Origin of the sequence: Limosilactobacillus frumenti DSM 13145, from assembly GCF_001436045.1 — a bacterium.
Taxonomy (GTDB): Bacteria; Bacillota; Bacilli; order Lactobacillales; family Lactobacillaceae; genus Limosilactobacillus; species Limosilactobacillus frumenti.
In genome coordinates this window covers 1-25908 of record NZ_AZER01000008.1, presented here as the reverse complement: position 1 = coordinate 25908, position 25908 = coordinate 1, and the positions used below count along the sequence as shown (strand labels likewise).

The window sequence follows — 25908 nt, the reverse complement described above, 5'->3', positions numbered from 1 at the left end:
TTATGAATTCAACGTTAGAACAAATTGGTAAACAAGCTAAAGCAGCTGCCCAACAACTGGCGATTCTTGATACTGCTACCAAAAATAAGGGCCTGTTAATAATGGCCAATGCCTTGACAGAGCACCAAGACGAAATCATTCATGCTAATCATGATGACCTGGCAAATGCATCTAACATGCCAGCAAAATTCACTGATCGCCTAATGATTAACGAACAACGGGTAACTGATATGGCAAATGGGTTACGCGCCATTGCCAAATTAGCTGATCCAACAGCCCAAATCGACCGCGGATGGATTAGTAAAGATGGTCTTCAGATTCTCCAAAAGCGGGTGCCACTAGGCGTGATTGGAATTATTTTCGAAGCCCGGCCAAACGTGACAGTCGATGCTACTGGATTAACCTTCAAGAGTGGCAATGCAGTCATTTTGCGCGGTGGTAAAGAGGCCATTCGTACTAATACCGCCCTCGCCCAGGTGATGTGATCAGCTTTACAAAGGGCCGGATTACCACAAGATGCGGTCCAACTAGTGGAAGATACTAGTCATGAAGTTGCCCAAGAAATGATGAAACTTTCTCAATATATTGATGTCTTAATTCCGCGTGGTGGTCGTGGCCTTATTCAACGGGTGGTTCAAACGGCTTCTGTACCAGTTATTGAAACTGGGGCTGGCAACTGCCACGTTTACGTTGACCGCGATGCTGACTTGCAAATGGCCACCGATATTGTGGTCAACGCTAAAGTCCAGCGCCCGTCAGTTTGCAACGCTGCTGAAAAACTCCTCATCCATCGCAATGTGGCTGCCAAATACTTACCGATTATTGCCAAAGCATTACAAGATCATGGTGTCCAACTACGTGGTGATCAGGATGCTTGTGCCCTCGTTCCGGGGATGATTCCCGCCACGGATGAAGATTGGGATACAGAATATAATGATTTGATCATGGCCGTGAAAGTCGTTGATAGCCTGGATGATGCCATTAATCATATTAATGAACATAGTACACAACATTCCGAAGCGATTATTACTAATGATATTGCTCGCGGTCATGAGTTCCAGCAACGGATTGATTCAGCATGTGTCTATGTCAACGCCTCAACGCGGTTTACCGATGGAGGCATGTTTGGCTTTGGTGCTGAAATTGGGATCAGTACCCAAAAGCTACATGCGCGTGGTCCAATGGGGTTAGCACAATTAACAACCATTAAATATGAAATTACCGGTAATGGGCAAGTTCGGAAATAATAAGTCTAAATGGCCTCGAGTTCTAATTCTCGAGGCCATTTTTGTAGTCATTATTAATTTTGCATTCTGTCATACATCAATCCTGGTTCCGCGTTCAGGTCCATCCCTGCACGGTCACCTTGTTGATAGCACATGTATCCCGCTGCGCCAATCATTGCGGCATTATCACCGCATAATTTCAGTGGTGCTTGAAGCATATTAACATCTGGATGGTACTTGTGCATGTCATGATCTAACCGACTCCGGAGGCCATGATTAGCTGCAACCCCACCTGCTAAAATAAGCTGCTTAACTGGGTAGCGATCCAATGCCCGCATTGTCTTTTCGGCAAGCACATCAACAACACTCTGTTGGAAGCTTGCTGCCAAGTCATACTTATTGAGTTTTTCACCACGCTGGTCCGCATTGTGAACAGTGTTAATGAAGGCACTCTTCAGGCCACTAAAACTAAAGTCATAGTTAGCTTCCTTTTCCATTGCGCGGGGGAACTTAAAAGTATCATGTCCCTGAGCGGCCCATTCATCAATCGTTTTCCCAGCCGGATAATTAACTCCCAGCACCCGACCAATTTTATCGTAGGCTTCACCAGCAGCATCATCGCGAGTTTCACCAATAATTTCAAATTGATGTTCTTGGGGCATATAAACTAATTCCGTATGACCGCCAGAAACAAGCAAAGCCATTTGAGGATACATGAATTCACCCACATACCGTGCTGCATATAAATGCCCTGTCATGTGGTTGACCGGCACCAGTGGTAAATGATGCGCCCAGGCAATCGTCTTAGCGGCAGTGACCCCAATTAATAGTGAGCCAACCAACCCAGGGCCGTACGTAACAGCAACAGCAGCGATATCATGATATGTTACTTTAGCTTCCGTCAATGCTTGGTCGGTGCATCGCGTAATCCATTCAATATGATGACGACTAGCAACTTCAGGCACAACCCCGCCAAAACGTTGGTGACTTTCAATTTGCGTTGCCACAATATTTGACAAAATCTTCGTGCCGTTCTCCACCACCGCAACACTGGTTTCATCACAACTAGTTTCAAATGCCAAAATTAAGGTTCTTGCTGACATAGTTAGTTATCTTCTTCCTCACTTCTTAAATTAACTTTCATTTCCCACGCATCTTCATGATCATCAATGTAGTACCGCCGCTTTAATTTAGATTGATGAAAGCCCAACCGCTGATACAATTGCTGTGCACGAGTATTAGAAACTCGGACCTCTAAGCTCATCGTCGTCATTCCGACCCGCGTACTAGCCTGAAATAACGCTCTAATCAGATGTTCACCGACACCTTGACTGTGATATGCCGGTAAGACAGCAATATTTGTAATGTGGCTTTCGCGATGGTACCAGTTAAATGAAGCACCAATATAACCGACCACTTGTGAATCATACGTTATTACCAAATATAAACGATCACGGAACCGGCTCAATTCGAGCTCAAATGCGTTCGCGCTCCACGGTGGGGTGCCAAAGTTTTGCCGTTCAATTTCCACCATTGATGACACATCCTGGTTAGTCGCGCATCGCAACAGGTACTGATGACCATGGATATTTATTAGTTGGGGATTAATTTTAAGCTGGTGGTTCGTTTTACCGTTGAACCAATGCTTAAACTTCCCGAACATAACTACCCTTCGTTTCACCAGGATGCAACTTCTGCCAGTTGGCTTCGGCTTCAGTAATTCGTAGATAGTGCGGCACAAAATCATCAATATCATTGGTAGGTTCCGCATACTCACCAGCTAATGCCAGTTGATAAGTTGATGGAATACCAAATGGCCGTGGCATCAGGTGCACATTGTTCGGTAAATTCCCTGTCATTTTCTTCTTGATCCGGTCCGTTAAATGACCCACTAACAATACCTGATGGTCCACATTAGCGAGTTGGCCTAACAGGTCGTTCATGGCCACATGTTGGTCAGCAATTTTATTTACTAACTGTCCCTGGTCCCATTGGTAAGCACCGGCAAAAACATTGCCCCGCCGCGCATCAAAGAACGGCACAATGAGGTCATCACTAGTAGGAACCACATTCCGAGCAAGCACAGCTAAACTGGAAATGCCTACTAGTGGCAGGTTTTCGGTATCGGCTAGCACCTTAGCGGTCGTTACAGCGATTCGCACTCCGGTGTATGAACCGGGGCCTTGAGCAACGACTACCCGGTCAATATCAGCCGCCTGCCATTGTACTAACTGAAATAATTTATCAATCGTTGGCATCAAGAAAATACTATGGTTACGCACCATGTTGAGAGTAGTTGTTGCCATTAGCTGCTCATCTTCAACAAGAGCCACACTCATTGGTTGGTTTGAAGTATCAATTGCCAAGACTTTCATTTTTGTCTCATCCTTTCAATAACACTAATATCTTATCACACCAATCAAGTTGCACCTACCCTTATCTATCAAGGCCACAAAAAAGGGAGGAAGAAAATCCACTACGGATCATCTTCCTCCCTTATGATATTTATTTACTAGTCACGATCGTCGTAACCCTTTGGATGAGTGGAGTGCCACTTCCAGGCGGTTGCAATAATATCATGAACATCATCGTACTTGGGATCCCAACCTAGGACATTCCGGGCCTTGTCACTAGCAGCAACTAGTGAATCAGGGTCGCCAGGACGACGAGGAGCAATCTTGGCCGGAATTGGCTTACCAGTAACTTCCCGAGCAGCTTCAAGCATTTGCTTATTGGAGAACCCGGTTGATGAACCAAGGTTGAAGGCATTACTATCATTGCCAGCTTCCAGGTACTTGATTGCCAAGATGTGAGCATCAGCTAAATCCATAACATGAACGTAGTCACGAACGTTAGTACCATCTGGCGTGTTGTAGTCATCACCAAAGATGCTTAATTCATCACGCTTGCCTTGGGCAACTTGCAAGATGATTGGAACTAAGTGAGTTTCTGGACCGTGGTCTTCACCAATGGTGCCATCTGGGGCAGCACCGGCTACGTTGAAGTAACGAAGAGCTACGAACTTAATGCCGTATGCCTTGTCAGCCCAGTGCATCATCTTTTCCATCATTAACTTACTCAACCCGTATGGGTTAATTGGGTTCTGAGGGTCAGTTTCCTTAATTGGCATGTGTTCAGGAACACCATAAGTAGCAGCTGTTGAACTGAAGACAATGTACTTAATGTGGTGGTCACGCATTGCTTCTAGTAAGGTAATCATTCCACCAGTGTTATTGTCAAAGTACTTCAGCGGCTTGCTCATTGATTCAGGAACAATTGAGAAGGCTGCAAAGTGAACAACAGCTTCAATATCTTCATTATCAAAGATCTTGTCCAAGAACTTCCGATCGCGAATGTCACCTTCATAAAACTTTGCTTTAGGGTTAATTGCGGCCCGGTGACCAGTAGATAAGTTATCAGCGACAACAACGTCCTGACCATGTTCTACTAAGTCCTTTACCATATGGGAGCCGATATAACCAGCACCACCAGCAACTAAAATTGCCATGTTAGTTTCCTCCTCTACATACTAGTGTTGCCAAATAAACACTGTAATTTCTTTTCATCATGAATTGTAGCACACAAATTAAGGATCGTTTAGTAAAATTTAGTAAAGTTTTAGTAAAGCGATTACAATTCTATAGTGCTCGCAGATGAGCTAGGTTTAATTGATGATCTAAGTACTTCATCAACAATCCCTCACGTAAGCCACTATTAGAAAAGCGAATCCGTTGAATGTCTTGTTGGCGAATAATTGCCATTAGGGGGAGGAGCCCGCCAACAATAACGTCAGCCCGATCCTTTGTAATTCCCCGCATTTGAGCCCGTTCTTCACGCGTACTTTCCAGAAGCTGGTGCATAATGTCCAAAGCTTCTCCTGACTGCATCCGTAATCCATGGACAGGTAGAACCTGGTCAGGTGTTTGAGCCCGTTGCCAACGGTAAACCTTCGCTAACGCTCGATTACTACCACCTAAAGCAATAACTTCGCCATGGCGAATACGATTTAACCACTGGTGTTTTGCCAAAACTTGGTCAACCCGCGTTACCGCGTCAAAAAGGTTGGCTGGGTCAATCTGATCAGTTAAATGGTAGTGTTGCGAGATTAAGACTGAACCAATTGGTAAACTAATGGTTTCTTCTGCCGCTCCATTATCAACCAAAATCAGTTCCATACTGGCACCCCCAGTATCAAGGATCAGGCCGCGTTTAATGTCTAGGGTCCGGTTCACACCGACATAATCAAGGTAGGCTTCCCGTTCTCCGGAAATCACATGAATGTTGAAACCTGTCTCTGCCTTGACCTGTTTTAAAAACCACTTTTGGTTATTAGCTTGCCGCACAGCAGCAGTCGCTACCGCCAATGTCGTGATGTTAGAATATTGATCAATTACATCCCGGAAATGGGCCAACGCTGTTAACGTTCGTTTCACTGGCGCTTCCTTTAAAGTCTTCTCTGGACCCATCTGGGATGATAAGCGAACATACTGTTTTTCGTAAGTTTCCGTTTTGTAAGTACCATTATCAGCAATTTGACTAATTTTTAGACGAACCGAATTTGAGCCTAAGTCAATAATTGCTAAGTAGGCCGGTGCTTTACTCATCGCGGTCATCCTTTCCGTTATCGAGGTGCAGGTTAGATACGTGCTTACTCAGCTTTTGAAAGACACCGGAAAAGTGACGCTTAGCCTTGATTTCACGCTGCTCAGCGTGACGTTCCTTAGTGGCCGTTTCTGCAAAGTATTCTTGGGCATTAAATGGCTCTGCACCATGACGGTCAATCCGCTCATAGTGGTCACCCACTAATTCACGAGCCTTAACATTGTCACGCCACATATCATCAAAAATCCGAATAGCTTTTTGCTTAACAGCTGGTTGTTCAACTGGGAAGAGTTCTTCCACCCGCCGGTTCAAATTCCGCGTCATCATGTCCGCACTGGCCAGGTAAATTTCTTCGTTACCGTTACCCTTGAAGTAGTAAATTCGCGAGTGTTCCAAGAACCGCCCGACAATGGAGTGCACTTCAATATTGCCATGCAGTTCTGGTAAATCATTTCGCAGACAAGTAATCCCCCGAACAAGTAATTGAATCTTAACACCCTTCGAAGCCGCTTCATACAAGCGGGCAATAATCTGCTTATCCGACAGTGAATTCATCTTCATCCGGATGAATGCCGGGTTACCATTTTCTGCAATTTGAATTTGCTGGTCAATCTTCTCATCGATAAATTCCCGAATGCCATCTGGGGAGACCCGGAGCTTGTTAAAGTATGGTGGACGGGCAAATCCGGATAGCATGTTGAAGAGGTTGGTCATATCGATGCCAATTTCCTGATCACAAGTTAACATCCCCATGTCGGTATAGAAGTTAGCTGTAACATCGTTATAGTTACCAGTTCCTAGGTGCATGTAACGTCGCAGGCCATCTTCGTCACGCCGAATAACTAGCGAAATCTTACAGTGAGTCTTCAAGCCAACTAATCCATAGATAACGTGGCATCCCATCCGTTCCAAACGTTGGGCCCACCGCACATTATTCTGTTCATCAAACCGGGCCTTAACTTCCACCAGAACAGTAACCTGTTTGCCTTGTTGGGCTGCCATCCCTAAGTACTTAATAATTGGCGAGTTTCCAGATACCCGGTAAAGGGTCATCTTAATTGCCAGTACTTGCGGATCAATCGCTGCTTGGTGAATAAAGTTAACAACCGCTTGGAAGCTCTCGTACGGATGCTGCATGAGGTAGTCGTGTTGGCGAATTGCCGCAAATATATTGTGATCCATATCCAATTCTGGATTCAGGTATGGAGTAAACTTTGGAAATCTCAAGTCATCATGACCATCAACCATGCCAGGCAATTTCTTCAGGAATGTTAGATCGACAGGACCATCAACTTCATAAATGGAACGTTCACCGACATGGAGATTATCAACTAGCTGATCTTCTAACCACTGGTCAATGGTGTTTTCAACTTCTAGCCGCATTACTTGACCGTGTTCCCGTTCGCGGAGTTGGTGTTTAACGGCCCGTAGCAAATCAGAAGTATCTTCTTCAGCGACATCCAGGTCCATATCACGCATTACCCGGTAAGTGGCGGTCGCCAAAATTTGGTATCCAGGGAACAATTGACCAAGGAACTGTTTGATTAACTCATCAATCAGCATGAAGTTGTTGTCACCGGGCAGACGAACTAACCGCTTATAAATTGATGGTACCCGGACCGTTGCAAACTTAATATCGCTTTCTTTCCGGTCATCATGCGGTTCCATTTCACGAGTGTCAACTTCCTGGTCACCTTCCAGGATCTCCTTATGTTGGTGATCTTCTTCCTTTTGGCTTGGATCACGTTGCAACTGAACAGCAATGTTCAAAGAGTTGTTAGCAATGAATGGGAATGGCCGTGACGTGTCATCAGCCATCGGCGTCAAAACGGGCATGAGTTCATCACTGAAGTACCGCCGGATAAATTCACGTTGCTTTTCATTCAGATCGGCAATATGAAGAATGTTAATCTCCTTCTTAGCCAGGTCAGGGATGATTTGTTGGTTATATACTTCATACCGTTGTTTAACCATCCGGTGCTCTTTAGCGTTAACGGCATCCAGTTGTTCTTGTGGGGTTAAACCCGAAGCATCAGTCGTCGTCACATTGGCAGCTGCCAGCTTATGCAGTGAAGCAACCCGGACCATAAAGAATTCATCAACGTTACTTTGGGTAATACCAAGGAAGTTCGCCCGTTCCAACAAGGGGTTACTCATATCGGTAGCTTCTTCGAGGACTCGGCCATTGAAGTCAATCCAACTCAATTCCCGGTTAACATAATTCTGTGGTTTGTAAAAGTCTTTATACATTTTACCGACCTTCCTTTTCCTTCAGTACTGGCGTAATGCCAAAAACATCCGTAAACAATTGTGATTTCTTACTAAATGACCACTTCTCCAATACCAGATCATCATTTGCCGTGGCCTTGATCACCAAACGCTGACCCTTCAACTTCAGACGCAATTGACTAATTTTTTGTTGTCGCGAATCATCTAATGCATCAACTAACCGCAGAATGGCAGCTAATTTAGCAACCGGTAGCTGCAAGTCATCATCAAGATGACGATAATGAGATTGACTGACCGTTGGTACTTCAGCACTATGATAACGAGCCACTTCAGCAATAATCCGGTTATCCTGGTCAGACAAACCAATTAGCGGATTTGCTTCTAGAATATAAGCTGAATGACGGTAGTGGCCTTCTTGATTGATAAAATTACCAATATCATCGATCTTGGCCGCAATTTCTAGTAATAACCGGTAGTGATTATTCAACCGGTGAATTGGCTTTAACTGGTCAAACAATTGGAGGGCAAACCGCGTTACAAAATCGGAGTGGGAAGGATCGACACCATAACGCCGGGCCATATTATCTGCTGATGTCCGAATCATGTTATCCCGCTTCTGTTGATCATCGGTGTTGTCAACGGCAATCCCTGTTGACAAACCACCCATCGTTGAAAGGTCCGTGACATAGATACTTTGCGGAGCAATAATCCGCGCCATCCGAGCAATAACCAGATAATTTGGCAAAGCGTACGGGAATTGCTGATTAACACCGAGGTATCGTTGCAAGTAATTATCCGATGTCAGGAGCATATGCTTTAGGGTATCTTGGAACTGGTCACGTGGCAATTTAGCCAGGTGTTCGTGCTTTGGAATATAGCGGGCATTTAACGTTGCAGAATTTTGAATCAGCAAAACCGTCTTTTTATGCCGCTTCAGCTCTGGTTCTAGGTACTCAAGCTTACTGTTAATGTAGTCTTGGATAATTTCATTAGGGTTCGTCGTGGTTTGATTAAGCCGTTCCACTAACTGATGAATATGGGCACCACCTAAGTCAATCTCCCAAGAAGCTTCAAATTGATCGTGGTGGAAAAAGGCCAGCGTTGTGCTGTCCAAACCAATGCTTAACAGGTACAGGCAGTGCTTACTCATCTTTTTAAAATCTGGCAACGTTGTCATAATATGGCTCATTAATTCTGCCATTAATTGGTTATTATTCAACCACTCAATTGTCAGTCCTGTCCGTACTTCCAGCTGGTCACGAACATAGGATGCGGTGACCTCATCTAAGTCTTCACGGGCACCATAAAAGAGGATGTTCTTAACTTGATAATCACGCGCTAACTCTTTAAATCCTTCGATGTTATCAACAATTGCTTCCATGTTTGCCATATAGTTGGCTGTCGGACCATTCGTATCAATCTGGAAAGAGCCGGACTGAACGTTGTTAATGATCTTGAAATCAGGACGCTCAACAATTCGCATACGAACTTGATCTGGTTGCAGATAGATGACCGCTATCATGTCGTTCTTCATCTTGATCACTCCTCATAATACTCTCAAATTAAGTCTACCATTTAAAACTAAAACAGGGACTGGAATTGTGTTTCCAGTCCCTATTTTATTGGATTTAATACCATTCGAAATCCGCCTTAGTACACTCTTTATAGTCAATCGTTATTTGATGTTGACTTGTCAGGTGACCATCATTTTCTTGTTTAGTAAACACACTAGTCACAACTTGCTGTGGACGAACCTCATGATTGTATTGAATAGCAAAAGATTTTACACGGTGTTGTCTTAAAAAGTCATCACCGAGTGGTGCTAATAACCAATCAAAGTAACGAGCGTTATTAACATGGTGGTTAGCGTCAATGTCAAAAAATCGCACTCGGTAATTGACGTGGTGCGTGGGCTCATTTTCAGTAAGATCATGAGGGCGCCGAATACGTGGTAATCGCTTCATTTCTGGGGAATGAAACGGCTTAATTAATTGCGGTGGAATAGATTCCAGTTTACGGGCCGTCAAATCCATGAACACAAACTGACATTGAGCTTTTGCCAATATTTTGCCGTCTACAGATCGCAACCAAAATTCACGCAAAGCAAAAAAACGGTTATAAGCAACCGCTCGTGTTCCTAAAACTACGTGTTCACCAAAATGCGGTAGTTCTTTCTCTAAACTGCCAGCATACCCAGTAATTACCCAGGCCCCGCCAGTTGATAAAACGGTTTGTTTATCTATTCCCAAAAAGGTTTCATGCGCATTGGACACCGTACTAAACATGCTCAATAACATACTCATCGTTGGGTGACCTGTCTCATCACACTCATAATATGTTAGTAAGTGATCCATCTCATATGTATCTGCGCTTTGTGTAAGTTTCAAAATAATCCATCCTTAAATGTGGTGATACTGCTTATATAATTTTTGCCGATTGAGCCCGTTTTGCTTAGCAACCAGTTTGATGGCAGCATTCGTCGTCAAGCCATCAGCAATTGCCCGATCAATTTGTTCCATTGGTGTTCCTTGCTGATTGTCATTATCCTCTTCAGGGTGCTCATTTCCCTGAACAATGATGACAAATTCACCTTTAATCTGGTGATTCTTAAAGTATTCGTGAACTTCTGCAAGGGTACCGCGGGTAAATTCTTCGTAACGCTTAGTTAGTTCCCGGGCAATGACAACGGGCCGCTCGCCACCAAGCACTTCGGTCATTACTGCCAGCGTTTTTACCAACCGATGGGGCGCTTCGTAGAAGATCATCGTTTCCGGACGATTCTTTAAAGTGGTTAGCGTGGCTGCCTGTTGCTGATGCTTACGCTCCAAAAAGCCAAAGAAGTAAAACGGCTGAGGAACTAATCCCGAAGCAATCAGCGCTGTAAGACCGGCATTTGGTCCGGGTAAAGGCACTACCGGAATACTAGCTGCTGTGGCAGCAGCCACCAATTCCTTTCCGGGATCAGAAATTGATGGCATCCCCGCATCACTACATTGTGCAATCTGCATACCATCCCGCAACTTGGCCATCAACTCTGGAATCCGCGACTCTGTATTATGTTCATGAAAGGAAATTTGCGGAGTATGGATATCAAAATGATTGAGTAGCTGCTGGGTATGCCGAGTATCTTCAGCCGCAATCAAATCTACGTCTCTAAGCGTCTTCACGGCACGAAAAGTCATATCGTCTAAGTTGCCAATTGGTGTTGGAACGAGGTAAAGCCGCCCTTCATCTGCATTACGAAAAGAACTTACTTGTTGCATTCTTACTTTCCTTCCTCATGGCCAAAAATAGCGTCAATACAAAACGTACATGATTCGTGGGGATCCAAGCGCTTGCCAAAATATTCAGAACAAACGTGGAACCCTTGTTGGTAAAGCCGTTTTAAGTTTTCGCGGGATCCCGACAAATGATCTGGATTTTGAGGCTGGTGCTGTTTTTTGAGGAGAGTCCGCAAATGATCATTTTCGATTGACAGTTCGGCATTCTTTTCCATTATCTGCGTTACTTGGGCCTGCAGCTGCTCCATGCTAGCAACCAGTTCTCGCGTTTGCTTCGTTACTTGAGCAAAGCGGTCATAAATATTATTTGAATCGTGATGTCCATTCACTTTACTCGCCTCCCTATCTCGTTAAGGCTTGACAAATGCGAATTGTTAATTGTTCAGCAATATTTTGAAAAGCAATGTTTTGATCAAATAGGCGGCGACTTTCGAGAGTTAATTCAGAAACCCGCAACAATGTTGCCACTGGGTACTGGTCACTAACCTTCTGTAATTGATCTTGCACATTGATAAAATGCTGGTCACGCTCATCAGCAACGCCATTAGCCATTAGCAAGGTATCACGCCAAATAAGAGCCAGCATGTCTAATAGTCGCTGTTGTTGACCCCGATCCTTTGCCAACTTCATTAACTCGGTTGCCACATCAACGAATGCCAGCATATTCCCCTGACTAGCGTGGCGATACCAGAGTGATACAGCTTCAATTGCCTGTTTTAACCAGTCATTTTCTTGCCACTGCTGAATGTCCAAAATGGAGTCGGTCAGCCCCATTCCAACTGCCCGTTCCACAGCCGGAATTTCAAGCTCAGCTAATGTGTCTGCCAATGCGGTCCTGGACAGTGGCTGCAATTCCACCACTTGTGTTCGGGACCTAATTGTCGGCAACACCGCTCCTTGATTGGTCGTTAGCATTAAAATATAGATTCCCGGACCCGGTTCTTCAATAAACTTTAACAAACTATTGGCCGCACTAGTCGTCATTTTTTCAGCATCATGGATAACAAAAAGCTTCTGGTTACCTTCCATTGCACTCTTAGTAAATTCGGCCTTTAATCGTCGCACTTCGTCTACCTTGATCTGCCGGCCTTCCGGTTGCGCAATCACCACGTCAGGGTGGTTGCCACTAATGATTCGTTGGCACTCGGGACACGTATAATCTGGCTCGCCATTTTGATCCGGGTGCAAGCAAAACAAACGCAATGCCAACCACCGGGCAATTGCCGTCTTCCCAGATCCAGCGGGCCCAACAAACAGGTAAGCATGTGCTAATTCATGATTAGCCATCACTAACCGAAAGCGGTCCACAATTGCTGGTTGTAACTTTTGTGCTCTTCCCGCTGCTTCCACGTCGTGCACCTACTTAGAATTTGAGAAACTGATCAACCGGCAGGATAAAGACCGTGGCACCACCAATCTGAACATTGACTGGGAAAGCCGATCCCCCTTCAACATCCATGTGCATTTGAGAAGTAACATATTGTTCACGGGCCTTAGCATTTTTCTTAATGATCTCAAGGACATCTTGAACACGATCATCCTTAACACCAATCAAGAACGTGGCGTTTCCTTCTCGCAAGAACCCACCAGTCGTTGACAGTTGAGTCATCTGGATATTAGCATCATTGAATGCCCTTCTGAGACGGTTGCTATCTTTAGACTGAATGATGGCAATAATCATTTTCATGGTTATTTTCCTCCTTATCTTTATCCCAACAAATCTGCAAAGCGGTCATGAATTGTCGCTTCGACATCCATAATCACTTGATTAAGGGGCTGGTTAGCATTGATTTCTTTAATTCGTTCTGGATCTTGCGCTAACAGACGTAAGTAAGCCTGTCGCACCGTTTGATGAAAACTTAATTGTTCACGATCCAAGCGATTTACCTGGTTAGACCGGTGCTCAGCGATTCGCCGCAAGCCAATTTCAGAATCCACGTCCAGATAAATAGTGAGGTCTGGGAAATGTCCATCAATGGCAAACTGGTTAATCTGCATCACCTCATCTTCACCGAGGTGTCGTCCAGCTCCCTGATAGGCAATGGAACTGTCAATATATCGATCACACAAGATCACCTTTCCCGCTTCCAAAGCAGGAAGAATGGTGGATATTAAATGCTGCCGACGTGCCGCAGCAAATAACAAGGCTTCTGTCCGGCCGTCCATGTCGCCATTGTGGTCATCAAATAAGACCTGGCGAATCTGTTCTGATATATGGTCGCCGCCAGGTTCACGGGTGTACATCACCCGATCCTCTCCAAGTTGTTTTTCTAGATCACGCTGAACTTGGCTAATCACACTCGTTTTACCAGCGCCATCTGGACCCTCAAACGAAATAAACTTTCCCTTCATTACCGATTCTCATTCCTTTATTAACGATCAATTACACCCTTGTTGAGCCGCCCATGTACCTTGAATTGACGTGCTAGCTTATACAGGTATAGGTACTTTTGTTCTTGAAGGTGCGCCCGATCACGTAATTCAGTACTGACGTTTGCCTCATATACCGCCCGTTCCGTTTCTTTAGCATGATCCCAGCTAGCCTTCGTATCATAAATTAAGTCTAATAGCCGTTGATTACGTTCATTTTCTACTTGGTGTTGTTTCTTTGAACGATGAAAAAGCATGGTTACATCTCCGTTCGTCCTTGGACAGCCTTAAATAAGGTCATCTCATCTGCGTAGTCAATATCAGCGCCAACCGATAGTCCATGGGCCAATCGTGTGACCTTAATACCAGCGGGTTTAATTAGTTTAGCCAGATAAGAAGCCGTCAATTCACCATCCGATGAAGCATTAGTAGCAATGATAACTTCCTTTGTTTCCTCGTCCTTCTTCAAACGATCTAGCAAACTGGTAATATTAATATCTTCTGGGCCCGTACCGGCAACCGGTGAAATTACCCCATTCAGGACATGGTAAAGGCCATGATATTCATGCATCCGTTCCATGGCCATGATATCTTGCGACTGTTCAACAACTAAAATCTTAGAACGATCACGGGTCTTGTCACGACAAATCGGACACGGGTCATCCTCCGTAATATTGCCACAAATACTACATTCGTGCAGGTCACGTTTAGCGGACAATAATGATTTAGCAAAATTCGTTACATCATCATTGTGCATCGTTAAAGTATAAAAGGCTAACCGGGTCGCTGTCTTTTGACCGATTCCAGGCAACTTGGTGTAACTTTCAATTAGCTTTGCTAGTGGTTCTGGATACTGCACTCTTACATCCCCAAGCCACGTGTGTACTTACCCAATTTACTTTGGGTGGCATCGTTGACCTTCTTCATACCATCGTTAATGGCAGCCACCACTAAATCAGATAGCATATCAACATCGTCAGGGTCCACAGCTTCTGGCTTGATCTGCAGTTCAACCAGCTTATTATCACCAGTGAAGGTTGCCGTTACCATATCATCAGGAGCCTTGCCGACGAACTCTTGCTTAGCAAGTTCTTCGTGTTCTTCCATCATCTTTTTTTGCATTTGCTTAGCTTGCTTCATCATTTGTTGCATGTTCATCCCACGCATCATTTTAATCACCATTCCTTAATTTTAATTATCTTCTACTTTGACAATATCCTCGCCAAACAATTGATGGGCTTTTGCTACTGGGTCATTAGGATCCTTAGTGGCTTCTTCAGCACTAGCGGCCGATTGTTCAGCATCAGCGCTTGAATCTTCGGCAGCTTGTGAAGCATCAGGACTGGCAGCCGAATGAGCAGCAGCTGGTGCTGAGTTGCCAAAACCATGGTCCTGAATAAAGTCATGACGGATCTGTGGCCAACGATCTTTTGGCACGAACACGACCCGTCGTTCATCCCCAGATAACTTTTGGAGGCCATCCTCCATTGCTTTTATCAGTGTACTATCATCAGTCGCCTGTTGAAACAGGAAAGCATAGTCAAAAGCTACAATTACACCATCTGGACTTGCTGCTACCGGTTGTGAAACATGTAGTAGCGACCGTTGAGGCACACTCAGCATATTCAGCATATCGCCCCATAGGTCCCGAATATTAACCAGGTCCTTTTTAGTTGCCGTTTCCAAAACTGGATAAACCCGATTCAGGTTAACCCGAACATTCCGTTGATGAACTCGTGGCGTGTTGGCTTGCTCAGCATTAGCAGGATGCTTGGCTTGGGAAGTGTTTGTAGGCGCAACAACTGGCCGTTGACTTAACTTCTTCACTTGTTGCTGAAGTTCACGAACTTGTTTTTCTAGTTCTTTAATAGCATGACTATCTGTACTGGTTGGGCTAGTTTGTTCATTTATGTGCTGGTGTGGTTGGGCCAGCTTAACCGTTAAGACTTCTAGGTAAACATCAGGATGGGTAGTAAACCGCATTTCCTCCTGGACCGCATTTAATTCATCAATCATGTCGTAAAGGACAGAACTATCAGCCGCTTGGGCTAACTCAGTAAATTCACTTTCCTTTAGTCCGGTACTAGCGATTTGAATGAGATCCGGTGATTCCTGATAGAGCAAGACGTCCCGAATAAAAGAAATTAAGTCTTCGATAAAGCGCTGACCATCTTTTCCTTCGCCGAGAATTTGCTTCATGGTATCCAATGCCGGTGCTGCCTGATTACTAGTAACCTGCAGGAAGTACTTCTTTAATAACTGCTTCGTTACACTACCGGTAACCAAGAGGGCATCATCAAGTTTAACCTGATTGTCACTAAAGGAAAGAACTTGGTCCAGGATACTTAATGCATCACGCATTCCCCCTTCAGCAGCATTGGCAATTACCCACAAGGCCTTTTCATCATACTGAACCTTCTTCTGGTCCAAAATATACTTCATCCGTTCAAACGAATCCTTGGCAGAGATTCGCCGAAAGTCAAACCGTTGGACCCGGGAAATAATGGTCAATGGAATCTTATGTGGTTCGGTAGTGGCCAAAATGAAGATCACATTTGCAGGTGGTTCTTCAAGTGTCTTTAATAGGGCGTTGAAAGCTCCCGTCGATAGCATATGCACTTCATCAATGATGTAGACCTTATAGTCCGCCTGGGTTGGGGCGTACTTAACTTTATCCCGAATGTCACGAATTTCTTCAACCCCATTGTTAGATGCCGCATCGATTTCGATAACATCGTTTAATTGCCCATTCGTAATTGCTTTGCAGGTTTCACATTCATTACAAGGTTCGCCATCTTTAGAGTGGTGACAATTGACTGCCTTAGCAAAGATCTTTGCAGCGGAAGTTTTCCCAGTTCCCCGGGGGCCGGCAAAAAGATACGCATGACTAATCTGGTGAGTAATAATGGCATTTTTGAGAGTGCGAGTGATCACTTGCTGACCAACCATGTCGTCAAACCGTTGTGGTCGCCACACACGATATAAAGCCTGATAGCTCATCATTTAGCTTCCTTTCTGTACAAATCATTACTCAACATTATACTAGCTTTTTGGGCCGCAAAGAAGAGGCCTGCTCAACAAAAAAAGAGACTGACACAAGCCAGTCTCCACTTAATTATCAATAAAACTTAGGACACAAGGCACGTCAAACTTAGTGCTGCTTCCTTCCGGACCTGACACGGTTCGTAAGCACACCCTTGCCCTAAGGCCTTGCGGCAAATAGTATGATACAACAATTTAACATTAATTGCCAGCTTTTTTCTTGCGGGCTAACTTGCGCTTCTTTCGAATGGCGCGAAAGAATTCCTTAAGCATTTGACTGCACTGTTTACCTAAAACACCAGACATGACGTTAACTTGGTGATTTAAACGTTGATCATTTAATAAATGGTAAAGACTGTCAACCGCCCCAGCTTTAGGGTCTGCTGCGCCGTAGTAAACCGTTCGAATACGCGAATTAATGATCGCGCCACTACACATAATACATGGCTCCAATGTAACGTAGAGATCGCAATCTTCTAAACGCCATGAATGAAGATTTTGGCAAGCTTCCATAATTGCAAGTACCTCTGCGTGGTATGTTGCGTCTTGAAATTTCTCACGCATATTATGACCGCGACCAATGATTTGACCATCCTTCACAACCACAGCCCCAATCGGAACTTCACCTAAAATGGCTGCTTGCTCCGCTTCGTTAATTGCTACTTCCATAAATTTGATCTGTTGCGGAGTTTCAGCTGTCGAACTTAAATTTGCCATTTTAAACCTCAATCTGTGTTTTTTTACTAAGATCAGTGTATAATAATCTCGTTTGAAGTTAAAATATTTATCTAGTGATTATCCACATTTCGTGTTAAAAATGTTTCACACCGTTCATTTGCCCACAGCAATGCCATATATTGTGTTTCACCATTTTAAGTGTCACAATATATGGCATTTTTACATTGATTTTCTCGTAAATATCGCTATACTAGTAACCATCAACAAAAGCGTAGGGGGAATTGATATGGTTACTGTCTTTTCTAAAAATAATTGCATTCAATGCAAGATGACCAAGAAATTCTTGGAACAACATAAAATCAACTTTGTTGAACACAACATCGACGAACAACCTGAATTTATCCAGCGATTAAAAGCAGAAGGCTTTATGGCTACACCAGTTGTTAAGCTCCCTAATGGCGATGCTTTTTCTGGTTTCCGTCCCGATCAATTAAGTAAACTGGCCTAAAGCGGTTGGATGAATGATTTAATAGCGGGAAGTTAGGCGAAGTTAGGAGTAACTTCCGTAACCTCCCGCTTTTTCTGTCTGCTAACAATCTAAATAGAAAGTGAGTTACATCATGGCATTATCTGATATTGATCTTACTAAGGTGAAATATTACGACCTCAACAATGAAGTTAACATTCCTAAAAACGGCCAAATTCAGCTGGAAAAGGATAAGGAAGCATTGGCGGACTTTATTAAGGAAAATGTAAAGCCCAATACCAAGCATTTTTCTTCAATCAAGGAACGTTATCAATGGTTAGAAGACAATGACTACATTGAAGAAGGCTTCATGGACAAGTACAGTCTCGACTTTATTGAAAAGTTATATGACTACTTAAAGAAGCAAGACTTCCACTTCCACTCATTTATGGCAGCTTACAAATTTTACGCCCAGTATGCCTTGCGGACAAATGACAAGGAATACTACTTGGAAAACTATATCGACCGGGTAGCAATGAATGCTCTTTATCTCGCCAATGGGGATGAAGATTTAGCAATGGATCTTGCTGATGAAATTATTCACCAACGTTACCAACCAGCAACCCCAACTTTCTTAAACGTTGGTCGGAAACGACGGGGAGAATTTGTTTCCTGCTTTGCAATTCAAACAACCGATGATATGAACACCATTGGTCGGACCATCAACTCCGCTCTGCAGCTTTCTAAGATCGGTGGTGGGGTTGGTATTAATCTTAGCAATTTGCGGGAAGCTGGTGCACCAATTAAGAAGATTGAGCATGCTGCCAGTGGTGTTGTCCCCGTGATGAAGTTATTGGAAGATAGCTTCTCCTACTCCAACCAATTGGGCCAACGTCAAGGAGCCGGCGTCGTTTACCTCAGTGTTTTCCATCCCGACATTATCGGTTTTTTAGGTGCTAAAAAGGAAAATGCCGATGAAAAGATTCGGTTAAAGACCCTCTCACTGGGGATCACCGTTCCCGACAAGTTTTATGAATTAGTCGAAAAAGACGAAGACATGTACCTATTCAGTCCATATGATGTTGAACGAGTTTACGGCAAGCCATTCTCATATGTTGATATTACTAAGGAATACGATAACATGGTTGCCAATAATAAGATCCACAAGAAGAAAGTTAATGCCCGTGACCTCGAAGATGAAATTAGTAAGCTGCAACAGGAATCTGGTTATCCATACATTATTAACATCGACACCGTAAACCGTGCCAACCCAATCGACGGCAAGGTTGTCATGAGTAACCTCTGTTCCGAAATTGCCCAAGTCCAAACACCATCCACATTAAACGATGATCAGACTTACAAGACCCTTGGAACAGACATTTCATGTAACTTAGGATCAACTAATATTCTGAACATGATGAAGTCACCCGACTTTGGCCGGTCTATTCGGGCAATTGTGCGCGGACTGACACGAATCAGTGATGTGGAAAGCTTGGATGTTGTTCCATCCATCAAGCGGGGAAATCAACTGAGTCACTCAATTGGTTTAGGTGCGATGGGCTTACATAGTTTCTTAGCCAAGCACCATATTCAATATGGCAGTCCGGTGGCAATTGAATTTACTGGCGTTTACTTTATGCTGTTGAATTACTGGTCATTAGTTGCTTCCAATGAGATTGCTAAGGAACGGCACGAAACTTTCCATAATTTTGATAAGAGTACTTATGCCAATGGCTCTTACTTTGATCAATATGTAGAAAAGGACTGGGGGCCACAATCTGCAACCGTCAAGAAACTATTCCAAAACATCTTTATTCCTGGAATTGCAGATTGGAAAAAGCTGAAAGCAGCAGTCATGAAGGATGGCCTATACAATGAATACCGCTTAGCTGTTGCACCAAATGGTTCGACTTCTTATATCAACGATTCCACTGCTAGCCTAACGCCAATCATTAACCGGATTGAAGAGCGGCAAGAAAAGATGATTGGTAAGATTTATTATCCAGCACCATTCTTATCCAACGATACAATGCCATACTACATTTCCGCTTATGATATGGATATGCGTAAAGTCATTGATACTTATGCTGCGGCACAAAAGCATGTTGATCAGTCGATGTCACTGACTCTCTTTATGCGTTCCACTATTCCAGACGGATTATATGAGTGGAAAAATGGGCGGACTAATAAGATGACTACACGGGATCTCAATATTTTACGACACTATGCTTATAAGAAAGGCATTAAGTCAATCTACTATATTCGGACATTTACCGATGATAATGACGAAATTGGTGCCAACCAATGTGAAAGCTGTGTAATTTAAGGCTTTATCACCAATTTTTAATTTGCTTTTCTAGTAATAGCTTGCTAAACTGGTAGCTGTATTATTTTGCACTTGATAAATGAATTGATAGTCTACTGCATGGAGGAGAATAATTAAATGAAGCTTGAAGATTTTACCCCGTTAAAAAAATATAAGGCCATTAATTGGAATGAAGTTTCCGATATGATCGATAAGGCCACTTGGGAAAAATTAACTGAACAATTCTGGTTAGATACACGGATTCCAGTTTCAAATGACTTGGATGACTGGCGTGAACTAGATACTGACCACCAATGGACAGTTGGCCACGTTTTTGGTGGCTTAACCCTACTAGACACTGTTCAGTCTGAAGCTGGTTTAACCTCCTTGAAAGAAGACGTCAAGACACAGCACGAAACTGCTGTTCTGAACAACATTCAATTCATGGAATCTGTCCACGCTAAGAGTTATTCAACCATCTTCTCCACCCTTAACACTCCAGAAGAAATCAAAGAAATCTTTGACTGGTCGGATAGTGAAGAATACTTGCAAAATAAGGCCGTCAAAATTGCCAACATGTACTTAGATCCAAGCGTTGATCCACTGAAGAAAAAAGTTGCCAACGTCTTTTTGGAAACTTTCCTGTTCTACTCTGGTTTCTACACTCCGCTGTACTACCTTGGTCACAATAAGTTGAATAACGTTGCTGAAATCATTAAATTGATTCTCCGGGATGAATCTGTCCATGGTACTTACATTGGTTATAAGTTCCAAGTGGGGATGCATGACCGGACTGAAAAGCAACAACAAGATATGAAGGATTGGATGTACGACTTCTTATATGAACTGTATGACAACGAAGAAAAGTACACTCACCTGCTATATGACCAGATTGGCTGGACCGATGATGTTTTAACATTTATTCGCTATAACGCCAATAAGGCCTTAATGAACCTCGGTCAAGATCCGTTATTCCCCGATACTGCTTCTGACGTTAACCCAGTTGTCATGAACGGGATTTCCACTTCGACAGCTAACCATGACTTCTTTAGCCAAGTTGGTAATGGTTACCGTTTAGGGGCTGTTGAAGCAATGAATGACAGTGACTACAACGTCGCTGATCCAAATGCTGGTAAGGATAAAAATTCCAAAGACTAATTAACTTTTGACCATAATAAAAGGGTCCAGAACGATATTAAAGTCGTTCTGGACCTTTTTGTATTATTGTGAACCATGTATCAATGTCTAATTTTTCTCTTTACCTTTCTATAAAAATAATACCAATATTTTTTAAAGGAATGTCTACTTGTCAACCACAGCAATGTAAACGGTACCAGGTAATAAACCATTGCTCAGTCAATCACATAACTATTTACAAATGAAAATTATGTAGTATAGTAAATCATGTTCAAACAATAACAAAGTAAATGTGAAGGAGCTTACTATTATGTCCAAAGATAAAAAACATGTAGAAACTTCAACTACTAAATCCAAAGAACAAGCCGCACAAGAAATGATTCAGGGCTTAATGGACCGAAGCTTAGCTGCATTCCATGAATTAAGAAACTATTCACAAGAACAAGTTGATAACATTTGTCAGGCAATGGCATTAGCTGCTGAAGAACACCACATGGACCTGGCAGTTGACGCTGCTAATGAAACTGGCCGTGGTGTTGCCGAAGATAAGGCCATTAAAAACATATATGCCAGTGAATACATTTGGAATAATATCCGTCACGACAAGACTGTCGGCATCATTGAAGACAATGATGAAGATCAAACCATTACAATTGCTGACCCACTGGGTGTCATCGCTGGTGTCGTTCCAGTTACCAACCCAACTTCTACTACAATCTTCAAATCCATTATTTCTGCTAAGACGCGTAACACAATCATCTTCTCATTCCACCCACAAGCTCTGAAGTCTTCTATCAAGACCGCCAAGATCTTACAAGAAGCTGCTGAAAAAGCAGGGGCTCCTAAGAATATGATTCAATGGATCCCTGAATGTAGTCTGGAAGCTACTAATGCATTACTAAAGCACCCTGATACTGCCACGATTTTAGCAACTGGTGGTCCCGCCATGGTTAAGGCTGCTTACAGTTCTGGTAACCCAGCATTAGGTGTCGGCCCTGGTAACGGTCCTGCTTACATTGAAAAGACTGCTAACATTGCTCGTTCTGTTTACGACATTGTTCTTTCTAAGACATTTGATAACGGAATGATTTGTGCTAGTGAAAACTCAGTCGTTGTTGATGACGAAATTTACGACCAAGTTAAGGAAGAATTTGCTAAGTGGAACTGCTACTTCATTAAACCAGATGAAATGGACACTTTCACTGAAGGCTTTATTGACACGAAACGTCACCAAGTTCGTGGACCAATCGCTGGTCGCTCAGCAAACGCCATTGCTGACATGTGTGGTTTGAAGAATGTTCCAGAACACACCAAGATTTTGATTGCTGAATATGAAGGAATCGGTGATGATTACCCACTTTCAGCTGAAAAACTGTCACCAGTTCTGACAATGTACCGGGCAAGTTCTCACGAGAATGCCTTTGATATCTGTCGTCAATTACTTCACTACGGTGGTGAAGGCCATACTGCTGCCATTCACACTTTAGACGACGATTTAGCCACTAAATATGGTCTGGAAATGCGTGCTTCACGAATTATCGTAAACTCTCCATCTGGTATTGGTGGAATCGGTAACATCTACAACAACATGACCCCTTCTCTAACTCTAGGGACTGGTTCGTACGGTGGCAACTCAGTATCACATAACGTTACTGACTGGGATCTCTTAAACATTAAAGTGATCGCTAAGCGTCGTGAAAACCGTCAATGGGTTAAGATTCCCCCAAAAGTTTACTTCCAACGGAATTCATTAAAAGAATTACGCGATATTCCAAACATTAACCGGGCATTCATCGTTACTGGTCCTGGGATGAGTAAACGGGGATACGTTCAACGAGTAATTGATGAACTTCGTCTTCGTCAAAATGAAACACCATTTCTTGTCTTTGATGATGTTGAAGAAGATCCATCGACTAACACCGTTGAAAAGGGTGTTGCAATGATGAATGACTTCAAGCCGGACACAATCATCGCCCTTGGTGGTGGTTCACCAATGGATGCGGCTAAGGCAATGTGGATGTTCTATGAACACCCAGAAACTTCCTGGTACGGGGTAATGCAAAAGTACCTTGATATCCGAAAGCGTGCTTACCAAATCAAGAAGCCATCCAAGTCACAATTAATCGGTATTCCAACCACTTCTGGAACGGGATCAGAAGTAACTCCATTTGCCGTTATCACTGATTCCAAGACCCATGTTAAGTACCCATTAGCTGACTACGCATTAACACCAAACATTGCGATCGTGGATTCTCAATTTGTTGAAACTGTGCCTCCCAAAACCACTGCTTACACGGGTTTGGACGTCCTTTGTCACGCGACTGAATCATATGTTTCAGTAATGGCAACTGATTACACTCGTGGTTGGTCACTTCAAACCATTAAAGGGGTCATGGAATACTTGCCTGCCTCTGTTAAGGGTAATAAGTTGGCTCGTCGTAAGATGCACGACTTCTCAACAATGGCCGGAATGGCATTTGGTCAAGCCTTCTTAGGAATCAACCACTCCCTCGCCCACAAGATGGGTGGTGCCTTCGGTCTTCCTCACGGTTTACTGATTGCCATCGCTTTACCACAAGTCATTCGTTTCAACTCTAAGCGTCCTCAAAAGTTAGCCCTATGGCCACACTACGAAACGTTCCATGCAACGAAGGACTATGCTGATATTGCTCGTTTCATTGGTCTCCAGGGTAACTCTGATAAAGAATTAGCGGAAGCTTATGCTGAAAAGGTAATTGATCTTGCTCACCAGTGTGGTGTTACTCTCAGCTTGAAAGCTAATGGCGTGAGCCGTGAAGACTTCGATAAGGTTGTCGATAAATTGGCTGTATTGGCTTATGAAGATCAATGTACAACTACCAACCCAGTTGAACCACTTGTAAGTCAACTGAAAGAATTACTTGAACGTTGCTACGAAGGTACTGGCGTCGAAGATTAATTTAATAGATTAATCAAAATAGCGAATCGTAATTATTTACGACTCGCTATTTTTGTAATACATAAATTAACGACGAGCCATTGCTTCTTCGTAATCCTTAGTGCCAACGAAGACTTCATGCTTGTATGGATTAATACCAAGCTTCTTGGCCCGCTTCCAAATGATGGCAAAGACAATGACATTGATTACTAACGAAAGGACCGCAATAACACCCATCATCGTTGGATTGGCAGCTCCTGGGTGAACAGCAGGGTTCATAACCCCACTCTTATACAGTACAGGTAATACTGAAAATTGACTGTGGTCTTGGAATAGTGGGAATACCTGGGCAAACATACACCAAATTGCTAATGTATTCGCCCGGTTTTGAATCCAACCACCTTTGTTCCAGAATGCAGCAGCAAATGTTGGTGCCAGCAATAGGGCTAATCCACAATACCAAGCATGAGTTGGTAGGTTATTGTAGGTATATTCAAAGTTCCAAACATCATAAGCAAGGATGAATAACCAAATCATATCTGGCCAAAGCATATCATCCTCATTCTTAGAGGAGTAAATACCCCACCAACCAGTCATGCAGAATACATTGATAATACCGGCAATCCCATTCAGGACATTCCACCAGCCACCATAGAGCCAGACACCTTCAGAAGATAACCACCATTGACTACCAGTAGTAGCTAAGGCATTCATTCCCCGAATAGCGGACTCAAAATCGCTCCCCACGGCGATAAAGATATTGATGGCGACGATTACAAACGGAAAACATTTAAACCAGTACGCTTTTCCTAACTTTCCCCAATGATATTTCAGGATCATAAAACCAATACAGCCAAAAATGGCCGCATACAGTTTGGCATAGTGGAACCAACTATTCATGTGAACGTAGGTCTGGTTGTGTAAAGCCCATGCTTGTCCTTGACCAGCACAAATATAAATAATAGCAAAGTAAATTGTTAAAGCCACCGGCAAAATAACAAAGAAGAACAAGCCACCAGCTCGTGAACGCCGGGCAATTTCGTTGGCAATAATCAAGCTAGCAAAAACTAATATCCAACCGAAAAATTGCCAGCCAGACTGGCTTCAATATACTTGAAATAACATTGTGAACCCCTCCTTAATGGTTTTAGGAAGCGCTTTCAGCTTCCACCTTCAGTTTAGCAATTTAGCAATAGGAATACGAGACTCATTTTTAGACATTTGTCGCTTAGCAAGACAGTTCGTGATACCGGAAGCGGACACTTATGCTCATAATGATTAGTATTGTTGAGATATTATGCCAGTTCAGTTGCATCAACTCATTTGTCAGACTACAATAAAGCCGTCTGGGCCATTAGTTCAGTTGGGAGAATGTCTGCTTCGCATGCAGGAGGTCGCGAGTTCAAATCTCGCATGGTCCATAAAAAGCTGGGAAATAACCGTTAGCTGGTGAGTTAAGTCCACGAAGTATTTGGTTATTTTGTATCCTTAGCCATAATCTATTGATAATAAATAAAGAGGATTGTGACATAAGTCTCCTATATAGTTAATACTACAGCGCAGTACACAAAGAGGACTCTAGCGTTCGGAAAATCAGAATGAAGTGAACCCTGTAAGTTGGACACTTTCATTTACGCCACTTTTGCTAAGGCAAG

General features: G+C 43.3%; 22 protein-coding genes, 1 tRNA gene, 1 other RNA gene and 2 pseudogenes. 6 read left to right on the top strand and 20 right to left on the bottom strand.

All coding sequences use genetic code 11. The features are described 5' to 3' along the window. Window positions 1–2 precede the first annotated feature (2 nt). Window positions 3–1247 (top strand): annotated as a pseudogene (locus FD27_RS01580) (glutamate-5-semialdehyde dehydrogenase). A 53-nt stretch (window positions 1248–1300) separates the two neighbouring features. Here the strand turns inward: FD27_RS01580 and tsaD are convergent. The 19 genes from tsaD to tadA all read right to left on the bottom strand — a co-directional run bounded on the left by tsaD (window position 1301) and on the right by tadA (window position 17467). After that, window positions 1301–2329, bottom strand: coding sequence for a tRNA (adenosine(37)-N6)-threonylcarbamoyltransferase complex transferase subunit TsaD (tsaD, locus tag FD27_RS01575; protein WP_057748500.1), 1029 nt, complete (start codon window positions 2327–2329; stop codon window positions 1301–1303). Window positions 2330–2331: 2 nt separating this feature from the next. After that, the gene (gene rimI, locus FD27_RS01570) at window positions 2332–2889 is read right to left on the bottom strand and encodes a ribosomal protein S18-alanine N-acetyltransferase (RefSeq protein ID WP_057748497.1); all 558 of its coding nucleotides are present in this window, start codon (window positions 2887–2889) and stop codon (window positions 2332–2334) included. Beyond that, on the bottom strand, window positions 2873–3601 hold the full coding sequence (tsaB, locus tag FD27_RS01565; protein ID WP_057748494.1) for a tRNA (adenosine(37)-N6)-threonylcarbamoyltransferase complex dimerization subunit type 1 TsaB: 729 nt from the start codon (window positions 3599–3601) through the stop codon (window positions 2873–2875). The genes rimI and tsaB overlap by 17 nt, the downstream gene beginning before the upstream one ends. 137 nt (window positions 3602–3738) lie before the next feature. Continuing rightward, the gene (gene galE, locus FD27_RS01560; protein WP_057748491.1) at window positions 3739–4734 is read right to left on the bottom strand and encodes a UDP-glucose 4-epimerase GalE; all 996 of its coding nucleotides are present in this window, start codon (window positions 4732–4734) and stop codon (window positions 3739–3741) included. Window positions 4735–4864: 130 nt separating this feature from the next. After that, entirely contained in the window at window positions 4865–5830 is a 966-nt protein-coding gene (locus tag FD27_RS01555) for a Ppx/GppA family phosphatase (RefSeq protein ID WP_057748488.1), read from the bottom strand. After that, window positions 5823–8078, bottom strand: coding sequence for an RNA degradosome polyphosphate kinase (locus FD27_RS01550; RefSeq protein ID WP_057748485.1), 2256 nt, complete (start codon window positions 8076–8078; stop codon window positions 5823–5825). Before FD27_RS01550 ends, FD27_RS01555 begins: the two co-directional genes overlap by 8 nt. A gap of 1 nt (window position 8079) precedes the next feature. Continuing rightward, window positions 8080–9591: a hypothetical protein gene (locus tag FD27_RS01545; RefSeq protein WP_057748482.1), complete on the bottom strand. Its 1512-nt coding sequence runs from the start codon at window positions 9589–9591 to the stop codon at window positions 8080–8082. Between the two features lie 94 nt (window positions 9592–9685). After that, entirely contained in the window at window positions 9686–10444 is a 759-nt protein-coding gene (locus tag FD27_RS01540; protein ID WP_057748478.1) for an acyl-[acyl-carrier-protein] thioesterase, read from the bottom strand. Between the two features lie 12 nt (window positions 10445–10456). After that, a complete protein-coding gene (gene rsmI, locus FD27_RS01535; RefSeq protein WP_057748475.1) occupies window positions 10457–11320 on the bottom strand; it encodes a 16S rRNA (cytidine(1402)-2'-O)-methyltransferase in 864 nt (287 codons plus the stop codon). A gap of 2 nt (window positions 11321–11322) precedes the next feature. Further along, window positions 11323–11667, bottom strand: coding sequence for a DNA replication initiation control protein YabA (locus tag FD27_RS01530; RefSeq protein WP_057748472.1), 345 nt, complete (start codon window positions 11665–11667; stop codon window positions 11323–11325). A 13-nt stretch (window positions 11668–11680) separates the two neighbouring features. Next, window positions 11681–12688, bottom strand: coding sequence for a DNA polymerase III subunit delta' (gene holB / locus FD27_RS01525; RefSeq protein ID WP_057748469.1), 1008 nt, complete (start codon window positions 12686–12688; stop codon window positions 11681–11683). A 13-nt stretch (window positions 12689–12701) separates the two neighbouring features. Next, window positions 12702–13025: a cyclic-di-AMP receptor gene (locus FD27_RS01520; RefSeq protein ID WP_057748465.1), complete on the bottom strand. Its 324-nt coding sequence runs from the start codon at window positions 13023–13025 to the stop codon at window positions 12702–12704. Between the two features lie 20 nt (window positions 13026–13045). Beyond that, window positions 13046–13690 carry a dTMP kinase gene (tmk, locus tag FD27_RS01515; RefSeq protein ID WP_057748462.1) on the bottom strand — a complete coding sequence of 215 codons (645 nt, stop codon included), beginning with the start codon at window positions 13688–13690 and terminating at the stop codon, window positions 13046–13048. A 20-nt stretch (window positions 13691–13710) separates the two neighbouring features. Further along, window positions 13711–13965 (bottom strand): YaaL family protein, encoded by a 255-nt coding sequence (locus FD27_RS01510; protein WP_057748457.1) that lies wholly within the window; start codon window positions 13963–13965, stop codon window positions 13711–13713. Between the two features lie 2 nt (window positions 13966–13967). Further along, window positions 13968–14567 (bottom strand): recombination mediator RecR, encoded by a 600-nt coding sequence (gene recR / locus FD27_RS01505; RefSeq protein ID WP_057748455.1) that lies wholly within the window; start codon window positions 14565–14567, stop codon window positions 13968–13970. 2 nt (window positions 14568–14569) lie between these two features. Next, a complete protein-coding gene (locus FD27_RS01500) occupies window positions 14570–14878 on the bottom strand; it encodes a YbaB/EbfC family nucleoid-associated protein (protein WP_057748451.1) in 309 nt (102 codons plus the stop codon). 21 nt (window positions 14879–14899) lie between these two features. Then, on the bottom strand, window positions 14900–16708 hold the full coding sequence (dnaX, locus tag FD27_RS01495) for a DNA polymerase III subunit gamma/tau (RefSeq protein ID WP_057748448.1): 1809 nt from the start codon (window positions 16706–16708) through the stop codon (window positions 14900–14902). Between the two features lie 117 nt (window positions 16709–16825). Then, window positions 16826–16923, bottom strand: an RNA gene (gene ffs, locus FD27_RS08560) — signal recognition particle sRNA small type. 28 nt (window positions 16924–16951) lie between these two features. Beyond that, window positions 16952–17467 (bottom strand): tRNA adenosine(34) deaminase TadA, encoded by a 516-nt coding sequence (gene tadA, locus FD27_RS01490; RefSeq protein WP_057748445.1) that lies wholly within the window; start codon window positions 17465–17467, stop codon window positions 16952–16954. A 247-nt stretch (window positions 17468–17714) separates the two neighbouring features. Here tadA and nrdH point away from each other — a divergent pair, with 247 nt between their 5' ends. The 4 genes from nrdH to adhE all read left to right on the top strand — a co-directional run bounded on the left by nrdH (window position 17715) and on the right by adhE (window position 24274). Beyond that, window positions 17715–17936: a glutaredoxin-like protein NrdH gene (nrdH, locus tag FD27_RS01485; RefSeq protein WP_057748442.1), complete on the top strand. Its 222-nt coding sequence runs from the start codon at window positions 17715–17717 to the stop codon at window positions 17934–17936. Between the two features lie 112 nt (window positions 17937–18048). Next, complete coding sequence (gene nrdE, locus FD27_RS01480) at window positions 18049–20220, top strand: class 1b ribonucleoside-diphosphate reductase subunit alpha (protein ID WP_057748439.1); 2172 nt, start codon at window positions 18049–18051, stop codon at window positions 20218–20220. A 117-nt stretch (window positions 20221–20337) separates the two neighbouring features. Next, the gene (gene nrdF / locus FD27_RS01475) at window positions 20338–21357 is read left to right on the top strand and encodes a class 1b ribonucleoside-diphosphate reductase subunit beta (protein ID WP_057748436.1); all 1020 of its coding nucleotides are present in this window, start codon (window positions 20338–20340) and stop codon (window positions 21355–21357) included. Between the two features lie 289 nt (window positions 21358–21646). Then, window positions 21647–24274: a bifunctional acetaldehyde-CoA/alcohol dehydrogenase gene (adhE, locus tag FD27_RS01470; RefSeq protein WP_057748433.1), complete on the top strand. Its 2628-nt coding sequence runs from the start codon at window positions 21647–21649 to the stop codon at window positions 24272–24274. 66 nt (window positions 24275–24340) lie between these two features. On the opposite strand, the pseudogene FD27_RS01465 reads toward adhE, so the two are convergent. Further along, window positions 24341–25336: pseudogene (locus tag FD27_RS01465) on the bottom strand (DUF5692 family protein); the annotation flags it as partial. Window positions 25337–25601: 265 nt separating this feature from the next. Here FD27_RS01465 and FD27_RS01460 point away from each other — a divergent pair. Continuing rightward, window positions 25602–25674 (top strand) — tRNA-Ala (locus FD27_RS01460). Window positions 25675–25908 lie beyond the last annotated feature (234 nt).

Coding starts and splice junctions, on each gene's coding strand:
- FD27_RS01500 (WP_057748451.1), bottom strand. CDS start 14,878: ATGATGCGTGGGATGAACATGCAACAAATGATGAAGCAAGCTAAGCAA.
- adhE (WP_057748433.1), top strand. CDS start 21,647: ATGTCCAAAGATAAAAAACATGTAGAAACTTCAACTACTAAATCCAAA.
- galE (WP_057748491.1), bottom strand. CDS start 4,734: ATGGCAATTTTAGTTGCTGGTGGTGCTGGTTATATCGGCTCCCATATG.
- nrdF (WP_057748436.1), top strand. CDS start 20,338: ATGAAGCTTGAAGATTTTACCCCGTTAAAAAAATATAAGGCCATTAAT.
- nrdH (WP_057748442.1), top strand. CDS start 17,715: ATGGTTACTGTCTTTTCTAAAAATAATTGCATTCAATGCAAGATGACC.
- dnaX (WP_057748448.1), bottom strand. CDS start 16,708: ATGAGCTATCAGGCTTTATATCGTGTGTGGCGACCACAACGGTTTGAC.
- tmk (WP_057748462.1), bottom strand. CDS start 13,690: ATGAAGGGAAAGTTTATTTCGTTTGAGGGTCCAGATGGCGCTGGTAAA.
- FD27_RS01555 (WP_057748488.1), bottom strand. CDS start 5,830: ATGAGTAAAGCACCGGCCTACTTAGCAATTATTGACTTAGGCTCAAAT.
- FD27_RS01510 (WP_057748457.1), bottom strand. CDS start 13,965: ATGCTTTTTCATCGTTCAAAGAAACAACACCAAGTAGAAAATGAACGT.
- tsaD (WP_057748500.1), bottom strand. CDS start 2,329: ATGTCAGCAAGAACCTTAATTTTGGCATTTGAAACTAGTTGTGATGAA.
- FD27_RS01520 (WP_057748465.1), bottom strand. CDS start 13,025: ATGAAAATGATTATTGCCATCATTCAGTCTAAAGATAGCAACCGTCTC.
- rsmI (WP_057748475.1), bottom strand. CDS start 11,320: ATGCAACAAGTAAGTTCTTTTCGTAATGCAGATGAAGGGCGGCTTTAC.
- nrdE (WP_057748439.1), top strand. CDS start 18,049: ATGGCATTATCTGATATTGATCTTACTAAGGTGAAATATTACGACCTC.
- FD27_RS01545 (WP_057748482.1), bottom strand. CDS start 9,591: ATGAAGAACGACATGATAGCGGTCATCTATCTGCAACCAGATCAAGTT.
- tadA (WP_057748445.1), bottom strand. CDS start 17,467: ATGGCAAATTTAAGTTCGACAGCTGAAACTCCGCAACAGATCAAATTT.
- tsaB (WP_057748494.1), bottom strand. CDS start 3,601: ATGAAAGTCTTGGCAATTGATACTTCAAACCAACCAATGAGTGTGGCT.
- rimI (WP_057748497.1), bottom strand. CDS start 2,889: ATGTTCGGGAAGTTTAAGCATTGGTTCAACGGTAAAACGAACCACCAG.
- FD27_RS01550 (WP_057748485.1), bottom strand. CDS start 8,078: ATGTATAAAGACTTTTACAAACCACAGAATTATGTTAACCGGGAATTG.